This is a genomic window from Massilia pseudoviolaceinigra, from assembly GCF_030846505.1.
GTDB classification, from domain to species: domain Bacteria; phylum Pseudomonadota; class Gammaproteobacteria; order Burkholderiales; family Burkholderiaceae_D; genus Telluria_A; species Telluria_A violaceinigra.
Genome location: NZ_JAVCWL010000020.1, coordinates 101091 through 119596, shown reverse-complemented (window position 1 = coordinate 119596; position 18506 = coordinate 101091). Strand labels below are relative to the sequence as shown.

17 protein-coding genes and 2 tRNA genes are annotated in these 18506 nt (G+C 61.7%); 10 read left to right on the top strand and 9 right to left on the bottom strand.

The annotated features are described in order from the left end of the window. Positions 1-112 precede the first annotated feature (112 nt). On the top strand, positions 113-2392 hold the full coding sequence (locus tag RBA40_RS20195; protein ID WP_306649539.1) for a TonB-dependent receptor: 2280 nt from the start codon (positions 113-115) through the stop codon (positions 2390-2392). Positions 2393-2699: 307 nt separating this feature from the next. Here RBA40_RS20195 and RBA40_RS20190 read toward each other — a convergent pair. From RBA40_RS20190 to RBA40_RS20170, 5 genes are all read right to left on the bottom strand, one after another. Next, positions 2700-2775, bottom strand: a tRNA-Lys gene (locus RBA40_RS20190). Between the two features lie 68 nt (positions 2776-2843). Further along, positions 2844-2919 (bottom strand) — tRNA-Lys (locus RBA40_RS20185). Between the two features lie 77 nt (positions 2920-2996). Next, complete coding sequence (gene tfpB, locus RBA40_RS20180; protein WP_510184488.1) at positions 2997-4808, bottom strand: type IV pilus assembly ATPase TfpB; 1812 nt, start codon at positions 4806-4808, stop codon at positions 2997-2999. A gap of 27 nt (positions 4809-4835) precedes the next feature. Next, complete coding sequence (locus tag RBA40_RS20175) at positions 4836-5618, bottom strand: spermine/spermidine synthase domain-containing protein (RefSeq protein ID WP_306649538.1); 783 nt, start codon at positions 5616-5618, stop codon at positions 4836-4838. Between the two features lie 320 nt (positions 5619-5938). Beyond that, the gene (locus RBA40_RS20170; RefSeq protein ID WP_306649537.1) at positions 5939-6481 is read right to left on the bottom strand and encodes a glycine zipper 2TM domain-containing protein; all 543 of its coding nucleotides are present in this window, start codon (positions 6479-6481) and stop codon (positions 5939-5941) included. Positions 6482-6896: 415 nt separating this feature from the next. Here RBA40_RS20170 and RBA40_RS20165 point away from each other — a divergent pair, with 415 nt between their 5' ends. The 6 genes from RBA40_RS20165 to RBA40_RS20140 all read left to right on the top strand — a co-directional run bounded on the left by RBA40_RS20165 (position 6897) and on the right by RBA40_RS20140 (position 12656). After that, on the top strand, positions 6897-7295 hold the full coding sequence (locus RBA40_RS20165) for a barstar family protein (protein WP_054264252.1): 399 nt from the start codon (positions 6897-6899) through the stop codon (positions 7293-7295). A gap of 113 nt (positions 7296-7408) precedes the next feature. Continuing rightward, a complete protein-coding gene (gene purN / locus RBA40_RS20160; RefSeq protein WP_306649536.1) occupies positions 7409-8026 on the top strand; it encodes a phosphoribosylglycinamide formyltransferase in 618 nt (205 codons plus the stop codon). Between the two features lie 12 nt (positions 8027-8038). Beyond that, positions 8039-9355, top strand: a complete 1317-nt coding sequence (locus RBA40_RS20155) for an RsmB/NOP family class I SAM-dependent RNA methyltransferase (RefSeq protein ID WP_306649535.1) — start codon at positions 8039-8041, stop codon at positions 9353-9355. 15 nt (positions 9356-9370) lie between these two features. Further along, positions 9371-10684, top strand: a complete 1314-nt coding sequence (locus tag RBA40_RS20150; RefSeq protein WP_306649534.1) for a mechanosensitive ion channel family protein — start codon at positions 9371-9373, stop codon at positions 10682-10684. 115 nt (positions 10685-10799) lie between these two features. After that, complete coding sequence (locus RBA40_RS20145) at positions 10800-12011, top strand: DesA family fatty acid desaturase (protein WP_306649533.1); 1212 nt, start codon at positions 10800-10802, stop codon at positions 12009-12011. 156 nt (positions 12012-12167) lie between these two features. Further along, positions 12168-12656 (top strand): low molecular weight protein-tyrosine-phosphatase, encoded by a 489-nt coding sequence (locus RBA40_RS20140; RefSeq protein ID WP_306649532.1) that lies wholly within the window; start codon positions 12168-12170, stop codon positions 12654-12656. Positions 12657-12729: 73 nt separating this feature from the next. Here RBA40_RS20140 and rpmG read toward each other — a convergent pair whose 3' ends face one another. The 4 genes from rpmG to radC all read right to left on the bottom strand — a co-directional run bounded on the left by rpmG (position 12730) and on the right by radC (position 15180). Continuing rightward, complete coding sequence (rpmG, locus tag RBA40_RS20135) at positions 12730-12900, bottom strand: 50S ribosomal protein L33 (protein ID WP_197422130.1); 171 nt, start codon at positions 12898-12900, stop codon at positions 12730-12732. 10 nt (positions 12901-12910) lie between these two features. Then, positions 12911-13147 (bottom strand): 50S ribosomal protein L28, encoded by a 237-nt coding sequence (gene rpmB, locus RBA40_RS20130; RefSeq protein WP_054264245.1) that lies wholly within the window; start codon positions 13145-13147, stop codon positions 12911-12913. 340 nt (positions 13148-13487) lie between these two features. After that, complete coding sequence (locus tag RBA40_RS20125) at positions 13488-14144, bottom strand: FG-GAP repeat domain-containing protein (protein ID WP_306649531.1); 657 nt, start codon at positions 14142-14144, stop codon at positions 13488-13490. A 361-nt stretch (positions 14145-14505) separates the two neighbouring features. Beyond that, the gene (radC, locus tag RBA40_RS20120) at positions 14506-15180 is read right to left on the bottom strand and encodes a RadC family protein (protein WP_306649530.1); all 675 of its coding nucleotides are present in this window, start codon (positions 15178-15180) and stop codon (positions 14506-14508) included. Positions 15181-15411: 231 nt separating this feature from the next. Here radC and RBA40_RS20115 point away from each other — a divergent pair, with 231 nt between their 5' ends. The 3 genes from RBA40_RS20115 to ispH all read left to right on the top strand — a co-directional run bounded on the left by RBA40_RS20115 (position 15412) and on the right by ispH (position 18263). Next, on the top strand, positions 15412-16710 hold the full coding sequence (locus tag RBA40_RS20115; RefSeq protein ID WP_306649528.1) for a hypothetical protein: 1299 nt from the start codon (positions 15412-15414) through the stop codon (positions 16708-16710). Between the two features lie 102 nt (positions 16711-16812). Then, entirely contained in the window at positions 16813-17268 is a 456-nt protein-coding gene (locus RBA40_RS20110) for an FKBP-type peptidyl-prolyl cis-trans isomerase (RefSeq protein WP_306649526.1), read from the top strand. A gap of 47 nt (positions 17269-17315) precedes the next feature. Continuing rightward, entirely contained in the window at positions 17316-18263 is a 948-nt protein-coding gene (gene ispH, locus RBA40_RS20105; RefSeq protein ID WP_306649525.1) for a 4-hydroxy-3-methylbut-2-enyl diphosphate reductase, read from the top strand. Positions 18264-18506: the final 243 nt, after the last annotated feature.

Here is an 18506-nt window from a genome sequence, read left to right as displayed (position 1 = left end):
GCATGCGACTTGCATGTGGGCCAAAGTCCGGCTCAGCGACACGCGAGCAGCAGCGTCAGGGAATGTTGTTACCGATACAAGAAATCTCATTCGCATCACCAGGGAGAATCATATGCAGCCAACGCTCAAGCCACTCTGTCTTCTCGTCATGCAGGCCGTGTCCTGCTTCGCCTACGCCGCCGCCGGCCCCGATCCGGCCCCGCTGCCGGAGCAGCCCGCGGCCGAGGCCGTGCCGGCGCCGGTGCAGCCGGCACCGCCGCTGGCCTCGGCTCCCGCCGCTGTTCTGGTTGAAACCTTCGGGCGGGGCCAAAGCCGCCAGGTCCAGAATATTTCGCGCATCGAATTGAGCAAGCTCTTGCCGGGCACCAGTCCGCTCAAGGCGCTCGAACGCTTGCCGGGCGTGAGCTTCCAGGCCGCCGATTCCTTCGGCATCTACGAATGGTCGGTGCGCTTCAACGTGCGCGGCTTCAGCCAGAGCCAACTCGGGTTCACGCTTGACAATGTCCCGCTGGGCGACATGAGCTACGGTAACAACAACGGTTTGCAGGTCACGCGCGCGGTGTCGTCCGAAAACGTGGTCCGGGTGTCGCTCTCGCAGGGCGCCGGTGCGCTCGGAACGGCATCGACCAGCAACCTGGGCGGGACGGTGCAGTTCGTGATGCAGGAGCCGCACGACGAATTCGGCACCGCCGTGGTCCAGACCTTTGGCGCCAACGATACCTCGCGCACCTTCGCGCGCGTCGATACGGGCGAGCTGCCCGGCGGCGGCAAGTTTTACCTGAGCGGTACGCGCCAGCGCGCCGGCAAATGGAAGGGCGAGGGTTCGCACGACCAGGAACAGTTCAATTTCCGCTTCCAGCAACCGATCGGCGACCATTCCCTGAGCGGCTTTTATAACTATTCCGACCGCATCGAGCGCGACTACCAGGATCTGTCGCTCGCCATGCTGCCGAAGGTGGGCTACGATTTCGACTACTATGCGCCGGACTGGGAGCGTGCCGTGGCGGCTGCGCGCGGCGTCTACAGCGGCGGCGTCACCACCAAGGATGACGCCTATTTCCTCGGGCGCGGCCTGCGCAAGGACGGCCTCGGCTCGCTGGTGCTGGACCTCGACTTCGGTGCCGGCTTCGGGTTCAAGGGCACGCTCTACACCCATAACCACCAGGGGCAGGGCCACTGGTACACGCCGTATGCGGCATCCTCGGCCACGGTGCCGATTTCGATCCGCGCTTCCGAGTACGATATCCACCGGCGCGGCGTGGTGCTGGACCTGAGCTGGGAGCGCGGCATGCATGCGCTCAAGGCTGGCATGTGGAGCGAGACCAATGCCCACGATTTTTCGCGCAATTTCTACGCGGTAGGCGGTCCGGAAGATACCGGCCGTTTCCTCACCGCTCCCAGCTCGCGCGCATTTTTCCAGTCCTTCGATACCAGCACGCGCCAGTTCTACCTGCAAGACACGATCTCGCTGGCCGATGGCCGCTTCAAGGTGAATGCCGGCTTCAAGAGCCCCAAGGTGACCATCGACGCGACCAGCGTGCTCGGCACGCGGGCAGCCGGTTCGATCACGGCCGAGAAAAGCTTCTTGCCCCAGGCCGGCGCGATCTATGCCTTGAACAAGGATGACGAAATCTTCGGATCGGCGTCGAAGAACATGCGCGCCTACCAGCCGGGCGCGGCGGGGCCGTTTTCCCAGACCCAGGCGGCATTCGATCTGGGCAAGGCCAACCTCAAGCCGGAAACCTCGACCTCGGTCGACCTTGGCTACCGCTTCCGGCGCAATACGCTGCAAGGCTCGGTGGCGGTGTATCGCGCCGACTTCAGCGATCGCCAGCTCAGCGTGGCCACGTGCAGCGGCATTGCGGGCTGCCCGAGTACCCTGGTCAACGTGGGCAAGGTGCTCACCACCGGCATGGAGGCGAGTGCCATGTGGAAAATGAGCAAGGATTTTTCGTGGTTCAATTCGGTGACCTATAACGACTCGACCTACAAGTCGAACTATATGGACAACGGGGTGCTTATCAAGGCCGCCGGCAAGCAGGTCGTCGATACGCCGCGCACCATGCTCACCTCCGAACTCAATTACGAAAACAAGAATGTGTTCGGGCGGGTTGGCGTCAAGCATACGGGCAAGCGCTACTACACCTTTCTCAACGATGCGGGCGTCGATTCCTACCTGTTGGCGTCGATGTCGGCAGGCTACAAGCTGCAGTCGGTGTGGCGCCTCAAGGATGTCACGTTCCAGCTGCACGTGAATAACCTGTTCGACAAGCAATACATCAGCACCATCGGATCGAACGGTTTCCTCAAGTCCGATCCGAACGGCACCTATGCGACCTTGCTGACGGGGGCGCCGCGTCAGGTGTTCTTCTCGATCGGGGCCAAGATCTAGGCCAAAAAAGCCGGCGCCCGACGGCGCCGGCTTGGTGTCTGATCTGCGCCACGCCGGGTGCGGCGCGCCACACCAACGCGGCACACGAGGAACGGAATCTGTTGCGGCCTGCTTAACTTGCAGCATGTATCGCATCCATCATCACGCTTCGACAATGAGGCAGGCGTTTCTTTGCGGTGGCTTCGTCCCCGTGACGATGAGGAAGGTCGCTCCAAGGCCCATCATTGTTTCATTAGCAAAGGCAGCGGGGGACGGGGCAGATGGCAAAAAGCCCACAAGCGAACTTGTGGGCTTTTTTGATGAATCTTGGTAGGCCGTGCGGGATTCGAACCTGCGACCAACGGATTAAAAGTCCGCTGCTCTACCAGCTGAGCTAACGACCCAAGGTAAAACGATCAAAAAAAGCAGTAGCGATCGCTCGCAACTGCTTCATTTGCTTACTGCGAATTCGTGGTAGGCCGTGCGGGATTCGAACCTGCGACCAACGGATTAAAAGTCCGCTGCTCTACCAGCTGAGCTAACGACCCCGAAAGAGGCAATATTATAGCTGGCGATTTCGATTTCCGCTAGGAAGTTTTGCAACAACTGTTGCGGGCCCCGTCGTTCAGGTCAGCTTGGCCGTCACCTTGAGCACTTCGTCGGCCGTGGTCGTGCCCTCGATAATCTTGTACGCGCCCGCGATGCGCAGCGGCTTCATGCCGTCGTTCACACTCTGCTGGCGCAGGGCGGCCAGGTCGGTCTGCTTCCCGATCATGTTGGTAAAGCCTTCGGTGACCGTCAGCAGTTCGTACAGGCCGGTCCGGCCGCGGAAACCCGTCTGGCGGCATTCCGGGCAACCGATCGGGCGGTACACGACCGCCGGCTTGGGAATGTTCCAGGAGCCGCCGATGCTGTCCCACACGTCGTCGTTGAGTTCCCCGCCCGGCGCCTTGCACAGCACGCACAGAGTACGCACCAGGCGCTGCGCCATGATGCCGATCAGCGTCGCTTCCAGCAGGTAATGCGGCACGCCCAGTTCCAGCAGCCGCATCACGGCCGAGGGCGCGTCGTTGGTGTGCAGGGTCGACAGCACCAGGTGGCCGGTCAGGGCCGCCTGGATCGCCATCTCGGCCGTGGCCAGGTCGCGGATCTCGCCCACCATGATGATGTCGGGATCTTGCCGCATCAGCGCCCGCACGCCATCGGAAAAGCCGAGCTCGATGCCGGACTGCACCTGCATCTGGTTGAACGAGGGCTCGACCATCTCGATCGGGTCTTCCACCGTGCACACATTCACTTCGGTGGTGGCGAGCGCCTTGAGCGTGGTGTACAGGGTCGTGGTCTTGCCCGAGCCGGTCGGCCCGGTCACGAGGATGATGCCGTGCGGCCGCGTGGTCAGTCCATCCCAGCGCGCCGCGTCGTCCGCCGGGAAGCCCAGTTCGGGCAGGGTCTTGACCACCACTTCCGGATCGAAAATCCGCATTACCAGCTTTTCGCCGAAGGCGGTCGGCATGGTCGACAGGCGCAGCTCGACTTCCTGGCCGCCGCTGGTGCGGGTCTTGATCCGTCCGTCCTGCGGGCGGCGCTTTTCGATCACGTCCATGCGCCCGAGCAGCTTGATGCGCGCCGTCATGGCGATCATCACCACCGCCGGCACCTGGTACACCTGGTGCAGCACGCCATCGATCCGGAAACGCACCGAGGCAATCTCGCGCTTGGGCTCGAGGTGGATGTCGGAGGCGCGCTGCTCGAAGGCGTACTGCCACAGCCAGTCGACGATGTTGACCACGTGCTGGTCGTTGGCGTCGAGCTTGTTCGACTTGCCCAGTTCAACCAGTTGCTCGAAGTTGTTGCGCAGCGCCAGATCCTGGCCCTTGGACTTGTTGGCGTCCTTGATCGATTTGGCCAGGCTGAAGAACTGCGAAATGTATTGCGAGATTTCGAGCGGGTTGGCCATCACCAGCTCGATCTTGCGGCGCGAGACTTTCATGATCTCGGCTTCCCACTCGACCGAGAACGGTTCGGCGGTGGCCACCACCAGCTTGGTGCCGCTCAGTTCGACCGGCAGGATGTTAAAGCGCGCCGCGTAGCTCGCCGTCATCACGTCGGCCACCTTGGTGAAGTCGATTTTCAGCGGGTCGATGCGGATGAAGGGTAGCCGCACCTTGCCTGCCGCCCACTCGGTCAGCACGTCGAGCGTGAGCAGGTTGTGCGGGGGCAGGGCGGAGACCAGCTTGCACTGGGCCACGGCCGACAGCGGATGCATGGAGCCGACCGCCGTTTTCAGGATGCCCTGGGCCTGGGCATAATTGCCCTTGACGTTGACCTTTTCCACGATGCCATCGGACAGCAGCCACGAAAAGATGGCTTGCAGGTCGAGCGACTTGGGGACACTGCGTTTAGGTGCTGCGCTGGTTTCCGTGTGTTCTGCGTTCAATCCGTTTTCTCCCTTGGGCACTGCAAGTTACTTGGCCGACAGCATGCCCTTGACCCAGGATTTGGCCGGCAATTTGGTCGCCGCCACGATCTGCACGGCACGCGCGGCGAGCGCTTCCGGATCGATGACGGGGCGTTGTTTGAAGCACAAGGCGACGACATTGCCGTCGTGGACTTCAGGCAGGCAGATCACGTGCCCAAAGGCGAATTTCATCGCCTTGATATTGCGCGCAAAGCTGGGATGGTCGCCGAACAGGTTGACCGTCATCATGCCGCCGTCGCGCAGGCAAGCGTTGCAGGCCTGGTAGAACTCGGGCGTGTCGAGCACCGGGCCGCGCGCGGTGGCGTCGTACAGGTCGCATTGCAGCACGTCGAAGGTGCCTTCGTTGGCGGGATCGTTGACGAAGTCGAGCGCATCCATTTCCAGCACGCGCAGGCGCTCGTCCTCGGGCGGCATCTTGAACATCGAGGCGCAGATCGCGATGACGGAGGGATTGAGTTCGACCGCCGTCACCACTGCCTCGGGGAAGGTGCGGTAGCAGTATTTGGTCAAGGTGGCGGTGCCAAGGCCGAGCTGGGCGATAGCGCGCGGGGCGTCGATGAACAGCATCCAGGCCATCATCTGCTGCGCATATTCGAGCTCGGGCCAGTCGGGCTTGCGGATGCGCATGGCGCCCTGGACCCATTCGGTGCCGAAGTGCAGGTAACGCACGCCATCCTGCTCGGATAAGGTCACGGGCGCAAATTTGGGCTTACGGGCTGGACGGCGCGATGACTCGGCCTGTTCGATGGATTTTCTTTTGATGAGCATAGGACGCCTGATTCGATCGCCCATTATCGATGGAGGGCTTACCGGAGTGCAAGCGAAATGCGGGGATGGATGGAATGGCGCTGCCGCGAGAGCCGTTGCCCCTGCGCCAAGGCGGACCTGGGCGGGGATAGGTTACGGAGCGGGTCAGGCGGGCTTTCACTTGGGCCCCCGCCGAGTGCCGCCTGGGCGCGGGGGCGACGGTTCGTGGACCGCGCCTGCCCGCAGGCGACGGTGACTCAGACTACCCCCAGCGCGCAGGCGGCGGTGACTCGGACCCGCCGGCGCCTGGCGCGGGACGCGCCGCAGACAGCGGTTGCGGATTACTGCCCGCGTTCCGGCTCCACCGACACACGCAGGCGGATGCGCTGGCCCGGATCGCGGTCCATCAGGCTGGTGTAGGTTTGTCCGCGGTAGTCGTACGTGACATCGTAGCCGGTGGTGCGCGACTCGTACGCGTCGACCATGCGGCACTGGCGCACCGCCTGCTCCTGCACCTGCTGCGGCTGCTGGTTCTGCATCACGCGGCCATTGTTGTCGACCCGGTCGCCAACGACAGCACCGGCAATCGCGCCGGCCGCCGTGGCCACCGCGCGGCCGCTGCCGCCGCCGACCTGGTTGCCCAGCAGCGCGCCGGCAATGCCGCCGATGATGGCGCCGCCGGCGCTGCGGTCCTGCTGCTGGTACTGCTGTTGCACCGGCACCTGCACGTACTCGGTGCGGCATTCTTCGCGCGGCTGGCGAATCTGCTCGACCCGCGGCTGGACACGGATGACGCGGCCGTAATCGGCGAATTCGCTTGCCTGGGCGAACGGCAGGGCGCAGATGCCCAGTGCCGTCACGATCAGTTTGGTGTGCATGTTCATGGGAATACCTCGTATGTAGGATAAGACACTTGGACGGGCTCTGAGTTCCAAAGACTGAGAACCACCATGACATGGTATTCCTGTCGGACCGGAAGTTGCAATCCGCATGGCAACAATTTGTAACAGCGGAGAACCCCGGCCGCCCCAGGTCGCAGAATGGCCAGGCATTCTTCCCGCAGGTCTTATAAATTAGAGTGTTTCTACAGAATTCGATCTGATTTATTACAAATATTGTGGTTCAAATCACATTCGGGTTGATTCAGTAACCACAAAACGTTACCCTTATACGATTAGGGGGTATATTGGCGGGTGGCAACGGCAGCAGGAGATCGGCGTTTTCCCCGGTAAACGCAACGCATCGGCAACAATAGAAACTGAAATGCACCCGACCACACCAGGACGACTTGAGGGAAAAATGAGTTTGTTGATTACAGTGCCGCCCAATCTTGTGCAGTCCATCCGTGCCTTCCGTGTAGTGGAACTGCAAGAAGAAGCAGTCCGACTGGGACAGCATTTCCTGTACGCGCATTGCGCCGATACGCTCACCAAGCAGCAGGTGTGCGGCCGCATCGCCGAGAATTTTTACTTTCCCAAGCCTTGCGGCAAGAATTTCGATGCCCTGCGCGAATGCCTGACCGATACCATCGGCAAGGCCGGCCCGCAGCCGGGCTTTATCGTCGTGCTCGAACAATTGCCCAATACGCAAAAATTCGACAAGGAAGCGCGCGAAACCCTGCTTGACGTGTTCCGCGACGCGGCCGACTTCTGGGCCGAGAAAAAAGTCCCGTTCCGCGTGTTTTACTCCTTCGAGTAAGCCGGCGCCGGCAGGCAGCGGCACCTGGCGTTTCTTGCCGCGTTCGTGCTGCGCTGCAACAATTGTACCCCGGTTTATTGGTCCGGCCAGCCGCTCAGGGTACAATGCGCGCTATGAAAAACATTGTGATCCTCATTTCCGGGCGCGGCAGCAACATGGAAGCCGTCGTCCATGCTGCTCGGGAAGAGCAGTGGCCGGCGCGCATCGCGGCTGTCATCAGCAACAAGGCTGACGCCAAAGGCCTCGAATTTGCCCAGGCGCACGGCATCCCGACCGCCGTCGTCGCCAACAAGGAATTCGCCACGCGCGAAGCGTTCGATGCTGCCCTGCAGGAAACCATCGACCGCTTTGCGCCGGACCTGGTGGTGCTGGCCGGCTTCATGCGCATCCTCACGCCAAGCTTTGTCGCCCATTATGACGGGCGCATGCTCAATATTCATCCCTCGCTGCTGCCGCTGTTTCCGGGCCTGCATACGCACCAGCAGGCGCTCGACGCCGGCGTGGCCAGGCACGGCGCCACAGTGCATTTCGTCACCGCCGAACTCGATCACGGCCCGGCCGTGCTCAAGGCGGAAGTCGACGTGCTGCCGGGCGACACCCCGGACACACTGGCCGCGCGCGTGCTGGTGCAGGAACACACGCTGTACCCGCGCGCGATCCGCCTGTTCGTCGAGGACCGGCTCAGCATCGACAACGGCGACGTTCGCATCGCCGATAAAACAAATAATTAACCAAGGAATACCATGAGATTGCCACCAGCGATACTCGCCAATACGGAAGAAGTATTGCGCGAGATCTTGCGTTTTTCGGCGCCCGCCGACTCCACTTTGTCGCGCTACTTCAAAGATCACCCACGCCTGGGCTCGCGCGAGCGCGGCGCCGTGGCGGAAGGCATTTACGCCATCCTGCGCAATAAATCCTTCTTTACCGACTTCGCCGAAGCGGGCGCCAGCCCGACCATGCACCGTCTGACCATCCTCGGCCTGGCCGAAGCGGTGGGCGTCGATTCGCTGGGCGGCCTGACCGAAGAAGAAACCGAATTCCTGAACCGCATCCAGGAAATCGACCGTAACCTGATGCCGCCGCAAATGCGCTCGAACCTGCCGAAGTGGCTGTTCGACAAGTTCGTGGCCCAGTACGGCGAAGCCGAAACGCTGGCCCTGTCGCACGCCCTGAACCAGCCGGCCCCGCTCGACCTGCGCGTCAATTCGATCAAGGCCACGCGCGATGAAGTCGTCGCCGGCCTGGCCGAAGCGCCGATCGAAGCGATGCCGATGCCATACGCGCCGCTCGGCCTGCGCGTGCTGAAAAAGCCGACCCTGCAAAACCTGCCGCTGTTTAAGAGCGGCGCGATCGAGGTGCAGGACGAGGGCAGCCAGGTACTGAGCCAGATCGTCGGCGCCAAGCGCGGCGAGATGGTGGTCGATTTCTGCGCTGGCGCCGGCGGCAAGACCCTGGCACTGGGTGCGCTGATGCGCAACACGGGCCGTTTGTACGCCTTCGACATTTCCGAAAAGCGCCTCGCCAAGCTCAAGCCGCGCCTGGCGCGCAGCGGCCTGTCGAACGTGCATCCGGTGCAGATCGCGCACGAACGCGATGCCAAGATCAAGCGCCTGGCCGGCAAGATCGACCGCGTGCTGGTCGACGCCCCATGCTCGGGCCTGGGTACCCTGCGCCGCAATCCGGACGTGAAATGGCGCCAGAAAGTGGAAGCCGTCGCTGAAATGCAGGAAAAGCAAGCCTCGATCCTGGACGGCGCGGCGCGCCTGCTCAAGGGTGGCGGGCGCCTGGTGTACGCCACCTGCAGCCTGCTGGACGAAGAGAACGACTTTATCGTCGAGCAATTCCTGGCCGCGCATCCGGAATTCGATCTGGTGCCGATGAGCAAAGTGCTGGCTGAGCAAAAGATCGACCTGGAGATGGGCGACTACCTCAAGCTGTTGCCGCACAAGCACCAGACCGACGGCTTCTTTGCCGCCGTGATGGAACGCAAGCCGATGGCGCCGAAGCCACCGAAAGACAAGCCGGCCGACGAGATCGACGCCGACGCCGACGAATAAAGCCCTACCCAGCCCATGCCCTTATCGAACGTGCTGTCCGACCTGATTGAGGATTTCGACAAACCCAGCTTCCTGTACCAGGCTGGCGCAATCGTTGTTTGTATTGTATTAGGATGGGGGCTGGGTTACGCGATCCGGCGTGCCTGGCTGCGCGGCGGCTCCGGCAACGGGGTGGTGCAGATAGGAGTGGAAAGTTTTTCCTATGTGCTCAGCCCGCTGGCGGTGGTGGGCTTCCTGGCGCTGGCCAAACTGCTGTTCGTGGCGGAACGCTACAATGTGCACCTGCTGCGCCTGGCGCTGCCGCTGTTTGCCTCGCTGGCGGTGATCCGCCTGGCGTTCTACCTGATGCGGCGCGTGTTTGCGCGCCATGGTCCGGTCGGCGCCGCCATTCTCACCTTCGAAAAAATCTTCGCCATGCTGGTCTGGCTGGCAGTGGCCCTGTACATCGCCGGGCTCTGGCCGGATGTATTCGAATTCCTCGACGATACCAAGCTGCCGCTCGGTAAAAACAAGGTATCGATGGCCGCGATCCTGCAGGCCATTGTGTCGGTGGTGATCCTGCTGATGCTGGCGCTGTGGGCCGGGGCTTCCCTGGAAGAGCGCCTGATGGGCGTGCAGGGCATCCACACCTCGTCGCGCGCCGTGATCGGCCGCATGAGCCGTGCCGTGCTGATCATTATTGCCGTGCTCGGCAGCCTGACCCTGGTCGGCATCGACCTGACCGTACTGTCCGTGTTCGGCGGCGCCCTCGGCGTCGGCCTCGGCCTTGGTATGCAGAAGATTGCCAGTAACTATGTGTCGGGCTTCGTCATCTTGCTCGAACGTAGTCTTGCCATTGGCGACATGATTTCGGTCGACAAATTTACCGGCAAGGTTACCCATATTAATACCCGCTACACCATCCTGCAGGGGCTCGATGGGGTGGAAACCGTGTTGCCAAATGAAATGCTCATTTCCGGCCCGGTGCAAAACCAGTCGCTCTCGCATCGCTCGATCCGGGTGGCGACCACGCTCAGCGTGGCCTACGACAGCGACCTCAATGTGGTGATGCCGCTGCTCGAACAGCAGCCGCATGGGGTCGAGCGCGTGCTCGACGACCCGGCGCCCGGGGTGTCGCTGACCAAGTTCGGCGCCGACGGCTACGACCTGGAAGTGGGCTTCTGGATCAGCGACCCGGAAAACGGCCGCGGCGGCGTTCTTTCTGAAGTCAACAAGAAGATCTACGCGCTGATTCAGTCGGGTCAGATCAAGCTGGCGTATCCTTCGCGCGACACTCGTCTGCTGGATGCCCAGATGGTGTCGGTTCTGGCTGGAATTTCTCGTCCGTAATTGAAATGATTGGTGACAATCGTACCGTGCGGTACGGTATCGTCGTAAAATGGGGCACTCGATCATTTCCATGTGGCATGGTCGAGAAGGCAACGAACACCATTTTGGAGCGGTAATGACCTTGTTAAGCACCACCTTGAACGCTGTGCTCGAATTTATGACGACTGGCCTGGTTGGTCTGTCCGGCTGGGAAGTCGTGATTTACACGCTGATCGTGACACATATCACGATTGCCAGCGTCACCATCTATTTACACCGCCACCAGGCGCACCGCGCGCTGGACCTGCATCCGATTCCAAGCCATTTTTTCCGTTTCTGGCTGTGGCTGACCACCGGCCAGGTGACCAAGGAGTGGGCCGCGATCCACCGCAAGCACCACGCCAAGTGCGACACCGTCGAAGACCCGCACAGCCCTGTCACGCGCGGTATCCGCAAGGTCTTGTTTGAAGGCGCCGAGCTGTATCGCGCCGAATCGAGAAACCTGGAAACGCTGGAAAAGTACGGCCACGGTACGCCGACCGACTGGATCGAACGCAATCTGTACACCCGTTTCAGCTGGCAGGGCGTCGCTTCCCTGCTGGTGATTAACTTCGCGCTGTTCGGCGTGATCGGCGTGACGATCTGGGCGATCCAGATGGCGTGGATTCCCATCACCGCGGCCGGCATCATCAATGGCATTGGCCACTACTGGGGCTATCGCAATTACGATTGCTCCGATGCGGCCACCAACATCATCCCGTTCGGCATCCTGATCGGCGGTGAAGAGTTGCATAACAATCACCACACCTTTGCGACGTCGGCCAAGCTGTCGTCGAAGTGGTATGAATTCGATATTGGCTGGTTCTATATCCGCGTGCTGGAAACCCTGGGCCTGGCCAAGGTGAAGAAAGTGGCGCCGAAGCCGGCGTTTGAACACGGCAAGACGGTCGCCGACCTCGATACCTTGCAGTCGGTGATCGCCAACCGCTATGACGTGATGGCGAAATACGCCGCGTCGGTCAAGCAGGCGTGGCGCGACGAGTTCGAGCACCTCAAGCACAAGGCCGAGCTGGAAGCGCGCTTCCTGAAGTCGTCGCGCAAGCTGTTGCAGCGCGAGCCGGGCAAGCTGGAAGATCCGCAGAAACAGCAGCTGGTTGAATTGTTCCAGCACAGCAAGGCGCTGGAAACGATGCACCAGATGCGCGTGGAACTGGGCGCGATCTGGGAACGTTCGCACTTCACGCGCGACCAGTTGCTGCAGCAGTTGCAGGACTGGTGCACCCGCGCCGAAGCGTCGGGCATCAAATCGCTGCAGGAATTTTCGATGCGTCTGCGCAGCTACGCATAAGCGGGCGACGTACACTCCGCCTTGGCATCCGACGTCTCATTTAGCCGTCTGCATCAAAACCGTCATTCCCGCCTGCGCGGGAATGACGGTTTTGACGTTTACGGCCATCGGTGACAAGCCCTGGCTATCTACAATCATTCATCGTCGGAAAACTCAATGACCAAAAAAATCGCCATCCTGTTCATTTGCATGGCCAACTACTGCCGTTCCCCGACCGCCGAAGGGGTATTCCGCAGCCGCGCCGCCGCCGCCGGCCTCGATCCCTTCCTGCTGATCGATTCGGCCGCCACCTCCAATTACCGTATCGGCCACGCGCCCGACCCGCGTTCGAGCGAGCACGCCGCCCGCCGCGGCATCGACCTGACCGGCCAGCGCGCACGCCAGGTGACGCAGGCCGATTTCGAGAACTTCGATCATATCTATGCCATGGACCGCCAGAATCTGGCCATGCTCACAACCGCCTGCCCGCCGCACTTGCACCACAAACTCGGCCTGCTGATGGCATTTGCCACCCGGTCGGACTCGGACGTGGTGCCCGATCCGTACGGCGGCGACGTCGATGGTTTCGAACTGGTCCTCGACTATATCGAAGACGCGTCCGACGGCCTGATTGCCAGCCTGCGCGAGCGCATCGGCAGGGGCTGACCGGGACCCGCAATACAAAAGAGCCGCGCACTTGCGTGGGCGGCTCTTTCGGTACTGAAATCGGGATCGCGGATTACTTGATCTTGGTTTCTTTGTACATCACGTGCTTGCGTGCTTTAGGATCGAACTTCATGATCTCCATTTTAGCAGGCATCGTGCGCTTGTTTTTATCGGTGGTGTAGAAGTGACCCGTACCTGCGGTCGATTCCAGCTTGATTTTGTCGCGGCCAGTTTTTGCCATGATAGCTCCCTAATTAAACTTTTTCGCCACGGGCACGCATGTCGACCAGCACGGCATCGATGCCGACTTTGTCGATTACGCGCAGACCGGCGTTGGACAGGCGCAGGGAGACCCAGCGGTTTTCCGATTCCACAAAAATACGACGGTTTTGCAGGTTAGGCAAAAAACGACGCTTCGTTTTGTTGTTAGCGTGGGAGACGTTGTTACCAACCATCGGGCCCTTGCCAGTTACTTGGCAAACACGTGCCATAGCGCACTCCTTGAATATATCCAAAATTGGAAAAACAAGAGTATAGCGTGAAAAGCGAAGCTAAATCAATGACTTGTGAAAAACAATTGTGTCTTGTGCGGTGTGAAATTTAACATTCGCAGGCGCTTGCTCGTGTGGGGGGCATTGCTTACTCATGCGAGCCATGACGCCCCTGCTGCGCAAACGAATGCACAGCCCCAGCCGACGTAGGTGCCGACGGCCCGGAGTGCTGTGAGCGTGGCGGCGCGGTGAAAGAGACGACTCGCGGCGGTAGAGCTGTCGGTCCCCCACCGCCTCCACCAACACCACCACCACCACCACCACCACCACATGGCTACTGTCAAAAGGCGGCCATTTGCGTCGCTGTCAGCGTCTTGTCGGGGGCCATCGTGAGCACGCCGATACCCCATCCGCTTTGAACCAGCAGGTCGGATTTCCCATCCTTGTTGAAATCGGCCACCCGGTGAGTGTCGTGAAGTCCTAAGTTCCAGGTCAGGGCGTTTCCGAACTGTGTGCCGTTCAGATGCTTGCCGAACTGTTCAAGGGCAATCGTTTTTAATCCGTGCGGCGCTCCTTCAGTCAGAATGCCGATCCCCCAGTGCGAGCTGATCAGAATGTCGCCCCGTGCGTCGCCGTTGAAATCTCCGGCCACGAGAGGCTTGTCGTCCCCCATGACCCAGCCACCCGGCAGGGCGGTCCCGTTCGGGATTGTGTACAAGGCACGCGGTTTTCCCGTGGGGCCTTTTGACAGCAGCCCCCAACTTGTGGGACTGACCGTATTTCGAACCAGATAGGCTGTGTCGGGGGGAGTGAACTGCGGTATGGCCTGCCACAAAATATCGGTCGAACGTAATTGCCAGCCGCCCGGTAGCGTTTCCGCCTGCAGGGAAAAAGTGGTAAGTGTTGCGATGCAGGCGCACGCCGCCTTCAGGCCGGCGTGACACCATGGCCGACTGATCTTTTCCTTCGATCTGCCTGGGTAATGTTGACGTCTCATGACTTGCTCCTAAAAGAAATGAATTGCAAGGTTGGAGCCGTCGCTGGAACATGGGCGGCCCTTGTTAGCGCACGCGGCGCTGCCGAATGCATGCATGGCGGCAGTACCGTTTACGCGTTGTGCCGGGGCCGGCGCTGTTGTTAATGAGTTTTTCAAATTAGACAAGCACCGTCCAACCAAGTTCACCGCCGGGACTGAAGCGAGAGTGCCGGCGACTGCAAAAGCGGCGGGTCCGGGCGCGGCGCTTAATCGACATGGCTGGGGCTGGCCGCGCAGGCAAGGCACGCGGCAATCCTTGCTGCGGCCAAGTCCGCGCTGGTGGCGGGGCAATCGTGGGGGTAGCTGCAAGGCGCAGTGGCGATCACATCTGACCGTGCTCGGCGAACGAATGCACGTGCGGGCCAGCGACAACGAAATGATCGAGCACGCGCACGTCGATCAGCGCCAGCGCCTGCACCAGCGCGCGGGTGAGCAGCAGGTCGGCCTCGCTCGGGTCGGGCGTGCCCGATGGGTGGTTGTGCGCCAGCAAAATACTGGCCGCGTTGCGCGCCAGCGCCGCCTTCACCACCTCGCGCGGATGCACGCTGGTGTGCGTCAGGGTGCCGCGGAACATTTCGTCGCAGGCAATCAGGCGATTTTTAACGTCCAGAAACAACACGAGGAAGGATTCATGCGCCTGGCGGCCCAGCCGCATGCGCAGAAATTGCCGCACCGCCTCGGGTGAGCTGAGGATCTGTCCGCTCTCGAGGCGCTCGCCGATGGCGCGCTGGGCCAGTTCCATTACCGCCTGCAATTGCGCGAACTTGGCCGGGCCGAGTCCGTGCACCGTCGAGAACTGCACCAGGCTGGCGCCGAACAAGCCGTTGATCGAGCCGAAACGCAGCAGCAGGTCGCGTCCGAGTTCGACCGCACTCTTGCCGCGCACGCCGACGCGCAGGAACACGGCCAGCAATTCCGGATCGGACAGCGCCGACGCCCCCTCGCTGATGAGCCGCTCGCGCGGACGCTGCTGTTCGGGCCAATCCTTGATCCCCATCGCGCCTCCAGCTTAATGTAAATGAGCAACATGGCGAACGTGGCAGGAATTACAATAGATGCTGTCAATACCTTGTCCGGCACGTTGTCGCGCCGGTGCATGACACGCCATTATCGGCGTGCCATTAGACACGGTACTGATCCCGGCGTGAGAAGCGGCGGGAACCATATGGCGGGTGGGTCGCCGGAACAATCATTGATCGGACAGGAAAGCGCGATGCGAACATGGGCAATGTTGGGAATCGTCCTGCTGACAGGCGCGGCGCAAGCGGCCCCGGAGGCGTCCCCCAAGCGCGGGGTCAGCGCCGATGATGTGCGCCTGCGCGCCCACCCCGGCCCGGTGATTGTGGCCAATGTGCAGGGCCACAAAATCGGGGAGACCGATCCGTTGCCCGCCGAGGCCGATCCTGAACGCGTGTTCTGGCTGCAACCGAGCTGGAATGCCCTGGAACAGTACGCGGATTACCTCAAAAAACGTTTTCCGAAACTTCCCCAGCACGGACCTTTCCCGCGCAACGAGACGCTGGAGCGGATGAAGGCGCACCTCGCGTTGGGCCTGCATGGCCGCAAGCCTGAACCCTATGCAAGCTGGTCCTCCGTTCAGCGCATGGCCCTGCAACACGCCGTCATGAGCAAGGAAACCAGCCGCTTGCAGGCGCAAGGCAAGATCGATGCGCCAGCGCTGCGAAGGCGCGAGCAGCAAAGCCTGGACATCGCCGCCAACCTCAGGCATTCGCTCGGGATCTTGGGCGACCTGCACTATGCCGAGGAGAGCGAAGGCGCGCGCCGCCTTGTCGCCCTGATCGGGGCGCTGGCGTTTGCCGAGGTTCAGCCTTCGCTGTTCCGTACCGACGAGCAAATCGCACCGCCCAACGCCACCGCCGAGCAAGCGAGCGGGCGTTTCGGCATCGTGTTCCGGCAACTGGTCAAGCCGCGCCCCACGCCGGCCCCGCTGGCCGAAGACGACAACGCGCCGGGCCTGTACGATATGCTCAGCCGCACCGATGCCCTGGTGCGTTCGGTGCGGCGCGTCCAGCTCAACCGCGACGGCCAGCTGCGCGCCGTGCCGAGCGTGCTGCGCAAGACCGAAACCTTGTGGCGCTATGCCGATGGACCTGAGTGCGAGGGCTGGACGCCCGGCTTCGCGTTCGGCGACGCCGACGCCGGCCCCTGGCGCTTCTTCGGCAATGCCGCCGCCGCCAACAGAAAAACCAGCCGCAATGCGCCCGGCAGCCTGTACGCCTTCTACACCACGCTCGACCTGCCGCCCGGCCCGGCCACGCGCAGGGAGGCGAGCATGACGCTCGACCGTGCCAGGACGGGCTTCATTCGCGGCACGCATCTGTACTACGACATCGATGCCGACGGCATTGCCGACCTGGCCATGTGGGAAGGGGAGGGCATCGGCCCGGGCCATCTGGACGGCCCCACGACAACCGACGACCGCTGGTACCGCCTGGTGCTGGTCAACATCAACGGTACCTGGAAGTTGCTGGGCAACGACAACTTCAGCTACGGCTGCGGCTGCTGAACAGCTTGCGCTTTCCCGCCTGCCGGCAATCAAATGCGGGCAGGCGAGGCCGTTTCGACCCCCGTGGCTTACAATGGCGCTTTGCACGCTTCGATCAAGACCATGTCCACTACTTCCCCCGCCGTCGTCACCGAATCGGCCTACCTGACCCTGCATTACCGCCTGGCCACGCTGGACGGCACCGATCTCATCACCACCTTTGCCGGCAATCCGGCCACCCTGATGATGGGCAGCGGCCAGCTCGCGCCCTTCCTCGAAACCTGCCTGATGGGTTTGCCGGAAGGCACACACCAGACTTTCCAGCTGGCCCCGGCGCAAGGCTTCGGCGAGCGCAACCCGGAACTGGTGCGCGACGTCTCGCGCGCCACCCTGGACGAGAACTCGGCCCCCGGCGCCGATTACAAGGTCGGCGACCTGGTCGACTTCGCCGCGCCGGGCGGCGGCCGCTTTGCCGGCGTGCTGCGCCAGTTCGGCGACGGTGTGGTGACATTCGACTTCAACCATCCGCTGGCTGGCCAGTCGCTGCAATTCGAAGTTCGGTTGATTTCCGTTCTTTAATCAATGTTGTATATATAACTGTTGCATAAATAATACAGAGGCTCATCATGGACAGCGAAATTCTCCTGGCCCAGCCGCGCGGTTTTTGCGCCGGCGTCGACCGCGCAATCGAAATCGTCGAGCGCGCCCTGCAACAATTCGGTGCGCCGATCTATGTGCGCCACGAAATCGTGCATAACGCCTACGTGGTCGAGGACTTGCGCAGCAAGGGCGCGATTTTCATCGAGGAACTCGATGATGTTCCGCCGGGCAATACGCTGGTGTTTTCCGCCCATGGCGTGTCGAAGGCGGTGCGCGCCGAAGCCGAAGCGCGCGGCCTGACCATTTTCGATGCGACCTGTCCGCTGGTCACCAAGGTGCACGTCGAGGTCGCCAAGATGCGGCGCCAGGGCTGTGAAATCATCATGATCGGCCACGACGGCCATCCGGAAGTCGAAGGCACCATGGGCCAGACGGAAGAGGGCATGCACCTGGTCGAAACGGTGGCCGACGTGGCCAGTCTGCAAGTCAAAACCCCGGACCACCTCGCCTACGTGTCGCAGACCACCTTGTCGGTGGACGATACGGCCGACATCATCGCCGCGCTCAAGCAAAAGTTCCCGAACATTATCGAGCCGAAGAAGGGCGATATCTGCTACGCCACCACCAACCGCCAGGAAGCGGTCAAGTTCATGGCGCCTCAGGTGGATGTAGTGATCGTGGTCGGCAGTCCGAACAGCTCGAACTCGAACCGCCTGCGCGAAGTGGCGGAAAAGAAGGGCACGCCGGCGTACATGGTCGACAACGCTTCCCAGATCGATCCGCAATGGCTGGTCGGCAAGCTGCGCATCGGCGTCACGGCCGGCGCCTCGGCCCCGGAAGTGCTGGTCCAGGCCGTCATCGACCGCCTCAAGGAACTGGGCGCGCGCAGCGTGCGCGCACTCGATGGCGTGGAAGAGAACGTCACCTTTCCCCTGCCGAAGGGACTCGACGGCGTCAAGGTCGGGCTCGCATAACCCAGGACGTGGTGCTTTGTCAAAATTAAATTCGGAACACGGATGATTTTCCGATATTAGTTTTTTCTAAACCTCGTTATGATGACGACGCTCGGATTTTTTGTCATCAGGACGTCATGTTCGTTCTGATGACGCACGGTTGCAGCAAAGACATGAAAAACTGCCATTCCCGTGGCCCGGGGAGGCGGAGTTTGTGAATTGGCGGCGTGAGGCCAGGAGCGGCACTACGGGGGTTTCCCCGGG

What these genes read in the sequence shown, in the direction of transcription:
- RBA40_RS20195 (WP_306649539.1), top strand. Translation starts at nt 113, where the DNA reads ATGCAGCCAACGCTCAAGCCACTCTGTCTTCTCGTCATGCAGGCCGTG.
- RBA40_RS20175 (WP_306649538.1), bottom strand. Translation starts at nt 5,618, where the DNA reads ATGCTCATCAAAAGAAAATCCATCGAACAGGCCGAGTCATCGCGCCGT.
- RBA40_RS20170 (WP_306649537.1), bottom strand. Translation starts at nt 6,481, where the DNA reads ATGAACATGCACACCAAACTGATCGTGACGGCACTGGGCATCTGCGCC.
- RBA40_RS20165 (WP_054264252.1), top strand. Translation starts at nt 6,897, where the DNA reads ATGAGTTTGTTGATTACAGTGCCGCCCAATCTTGTGCAGTCCATCCGT.
- purN (WP_306649536.1), top strand. Translation starts at nt 7,409, where the DNA reads ATGAAAAACATTGTGATCCTCATTTCCGGGCGCGGCAGCAACATGGAA.
- RBA40_RS20155 (WP_306649535.1), top strand. Translation starts at nt 8,039, where the DNA reads ATGAGATTGCCACCAGCGATACTCGCCAATACGGAAGAAGTATTGCGC.
- RBA40_RS20150 (WP_306649534.1), top strand. Translation starts at nt 9,371, where the DNA reads ATGCCCTTATCGAACGTGCTGTCCGACCTGATTGAGGATTTCGACAAA.
- RBA40_RS20145 (WP_306649533.1), top strand. Translation starts at nt 10,800, where the DNA reads ATGACCTTGTTAAGCACCACCTTGAACGCTGTGCTCGAATTTATGACG.
- RBA40_RS20140 (WP_306649532.1), top strand. Translation starts at nt 12,168, where the DNA reads ATGACCAAAAAAATCGCCATCCTGTTCATTTGCATGGCCAACTACTGC.
- rpmB (WP_054264245.1), bottom strand. Translation starts at nt 13,147, where the DNA reads ATGGCACGTGTTTGCCAAGTAACTGGCAAGGGCCCGATGGTTGGTAAC.
- RBA40_RS20125 (WP_306649531.1), bottom strand. Translation starts at nt 14,144, where the DNA reads ATGAGACGTCAACATTACCCAGGCAGATCGAAGGAAAAGATCAGTCGG.
- radC (WP_306649530.1), bottom strand. Translation starts at nt 15,180, where the DNA reads ATGGGGATCAAGGATTGGCCCGAACAGCAGCGTCCGCGCGAGCGGCTC.
- RBA40_RS20115 (WP_306649528.1), top strand. Translation starts at nt 15,412, where the DNA reads ATGTTGGGAATCGTCCTGCTGACAGGCGCGGCGCAAGCGGCCCCGGAG.
- RBA40_RS20110 (WP_306649526.1), top strand. Translation starts at nt 16,813, where the DNA reads ATGTCCACTACTTCCCCCGCCGTCGTCACCGAATCGGCCTACCTGACC.
- ispH (WP_306649525.1), top strand. Translation starts at nt 17,316, where the DNA reads ATGGACAGCGAAATTCTCCTGGCCCAGCCGCGCGGTTTTTGCGCCGGC.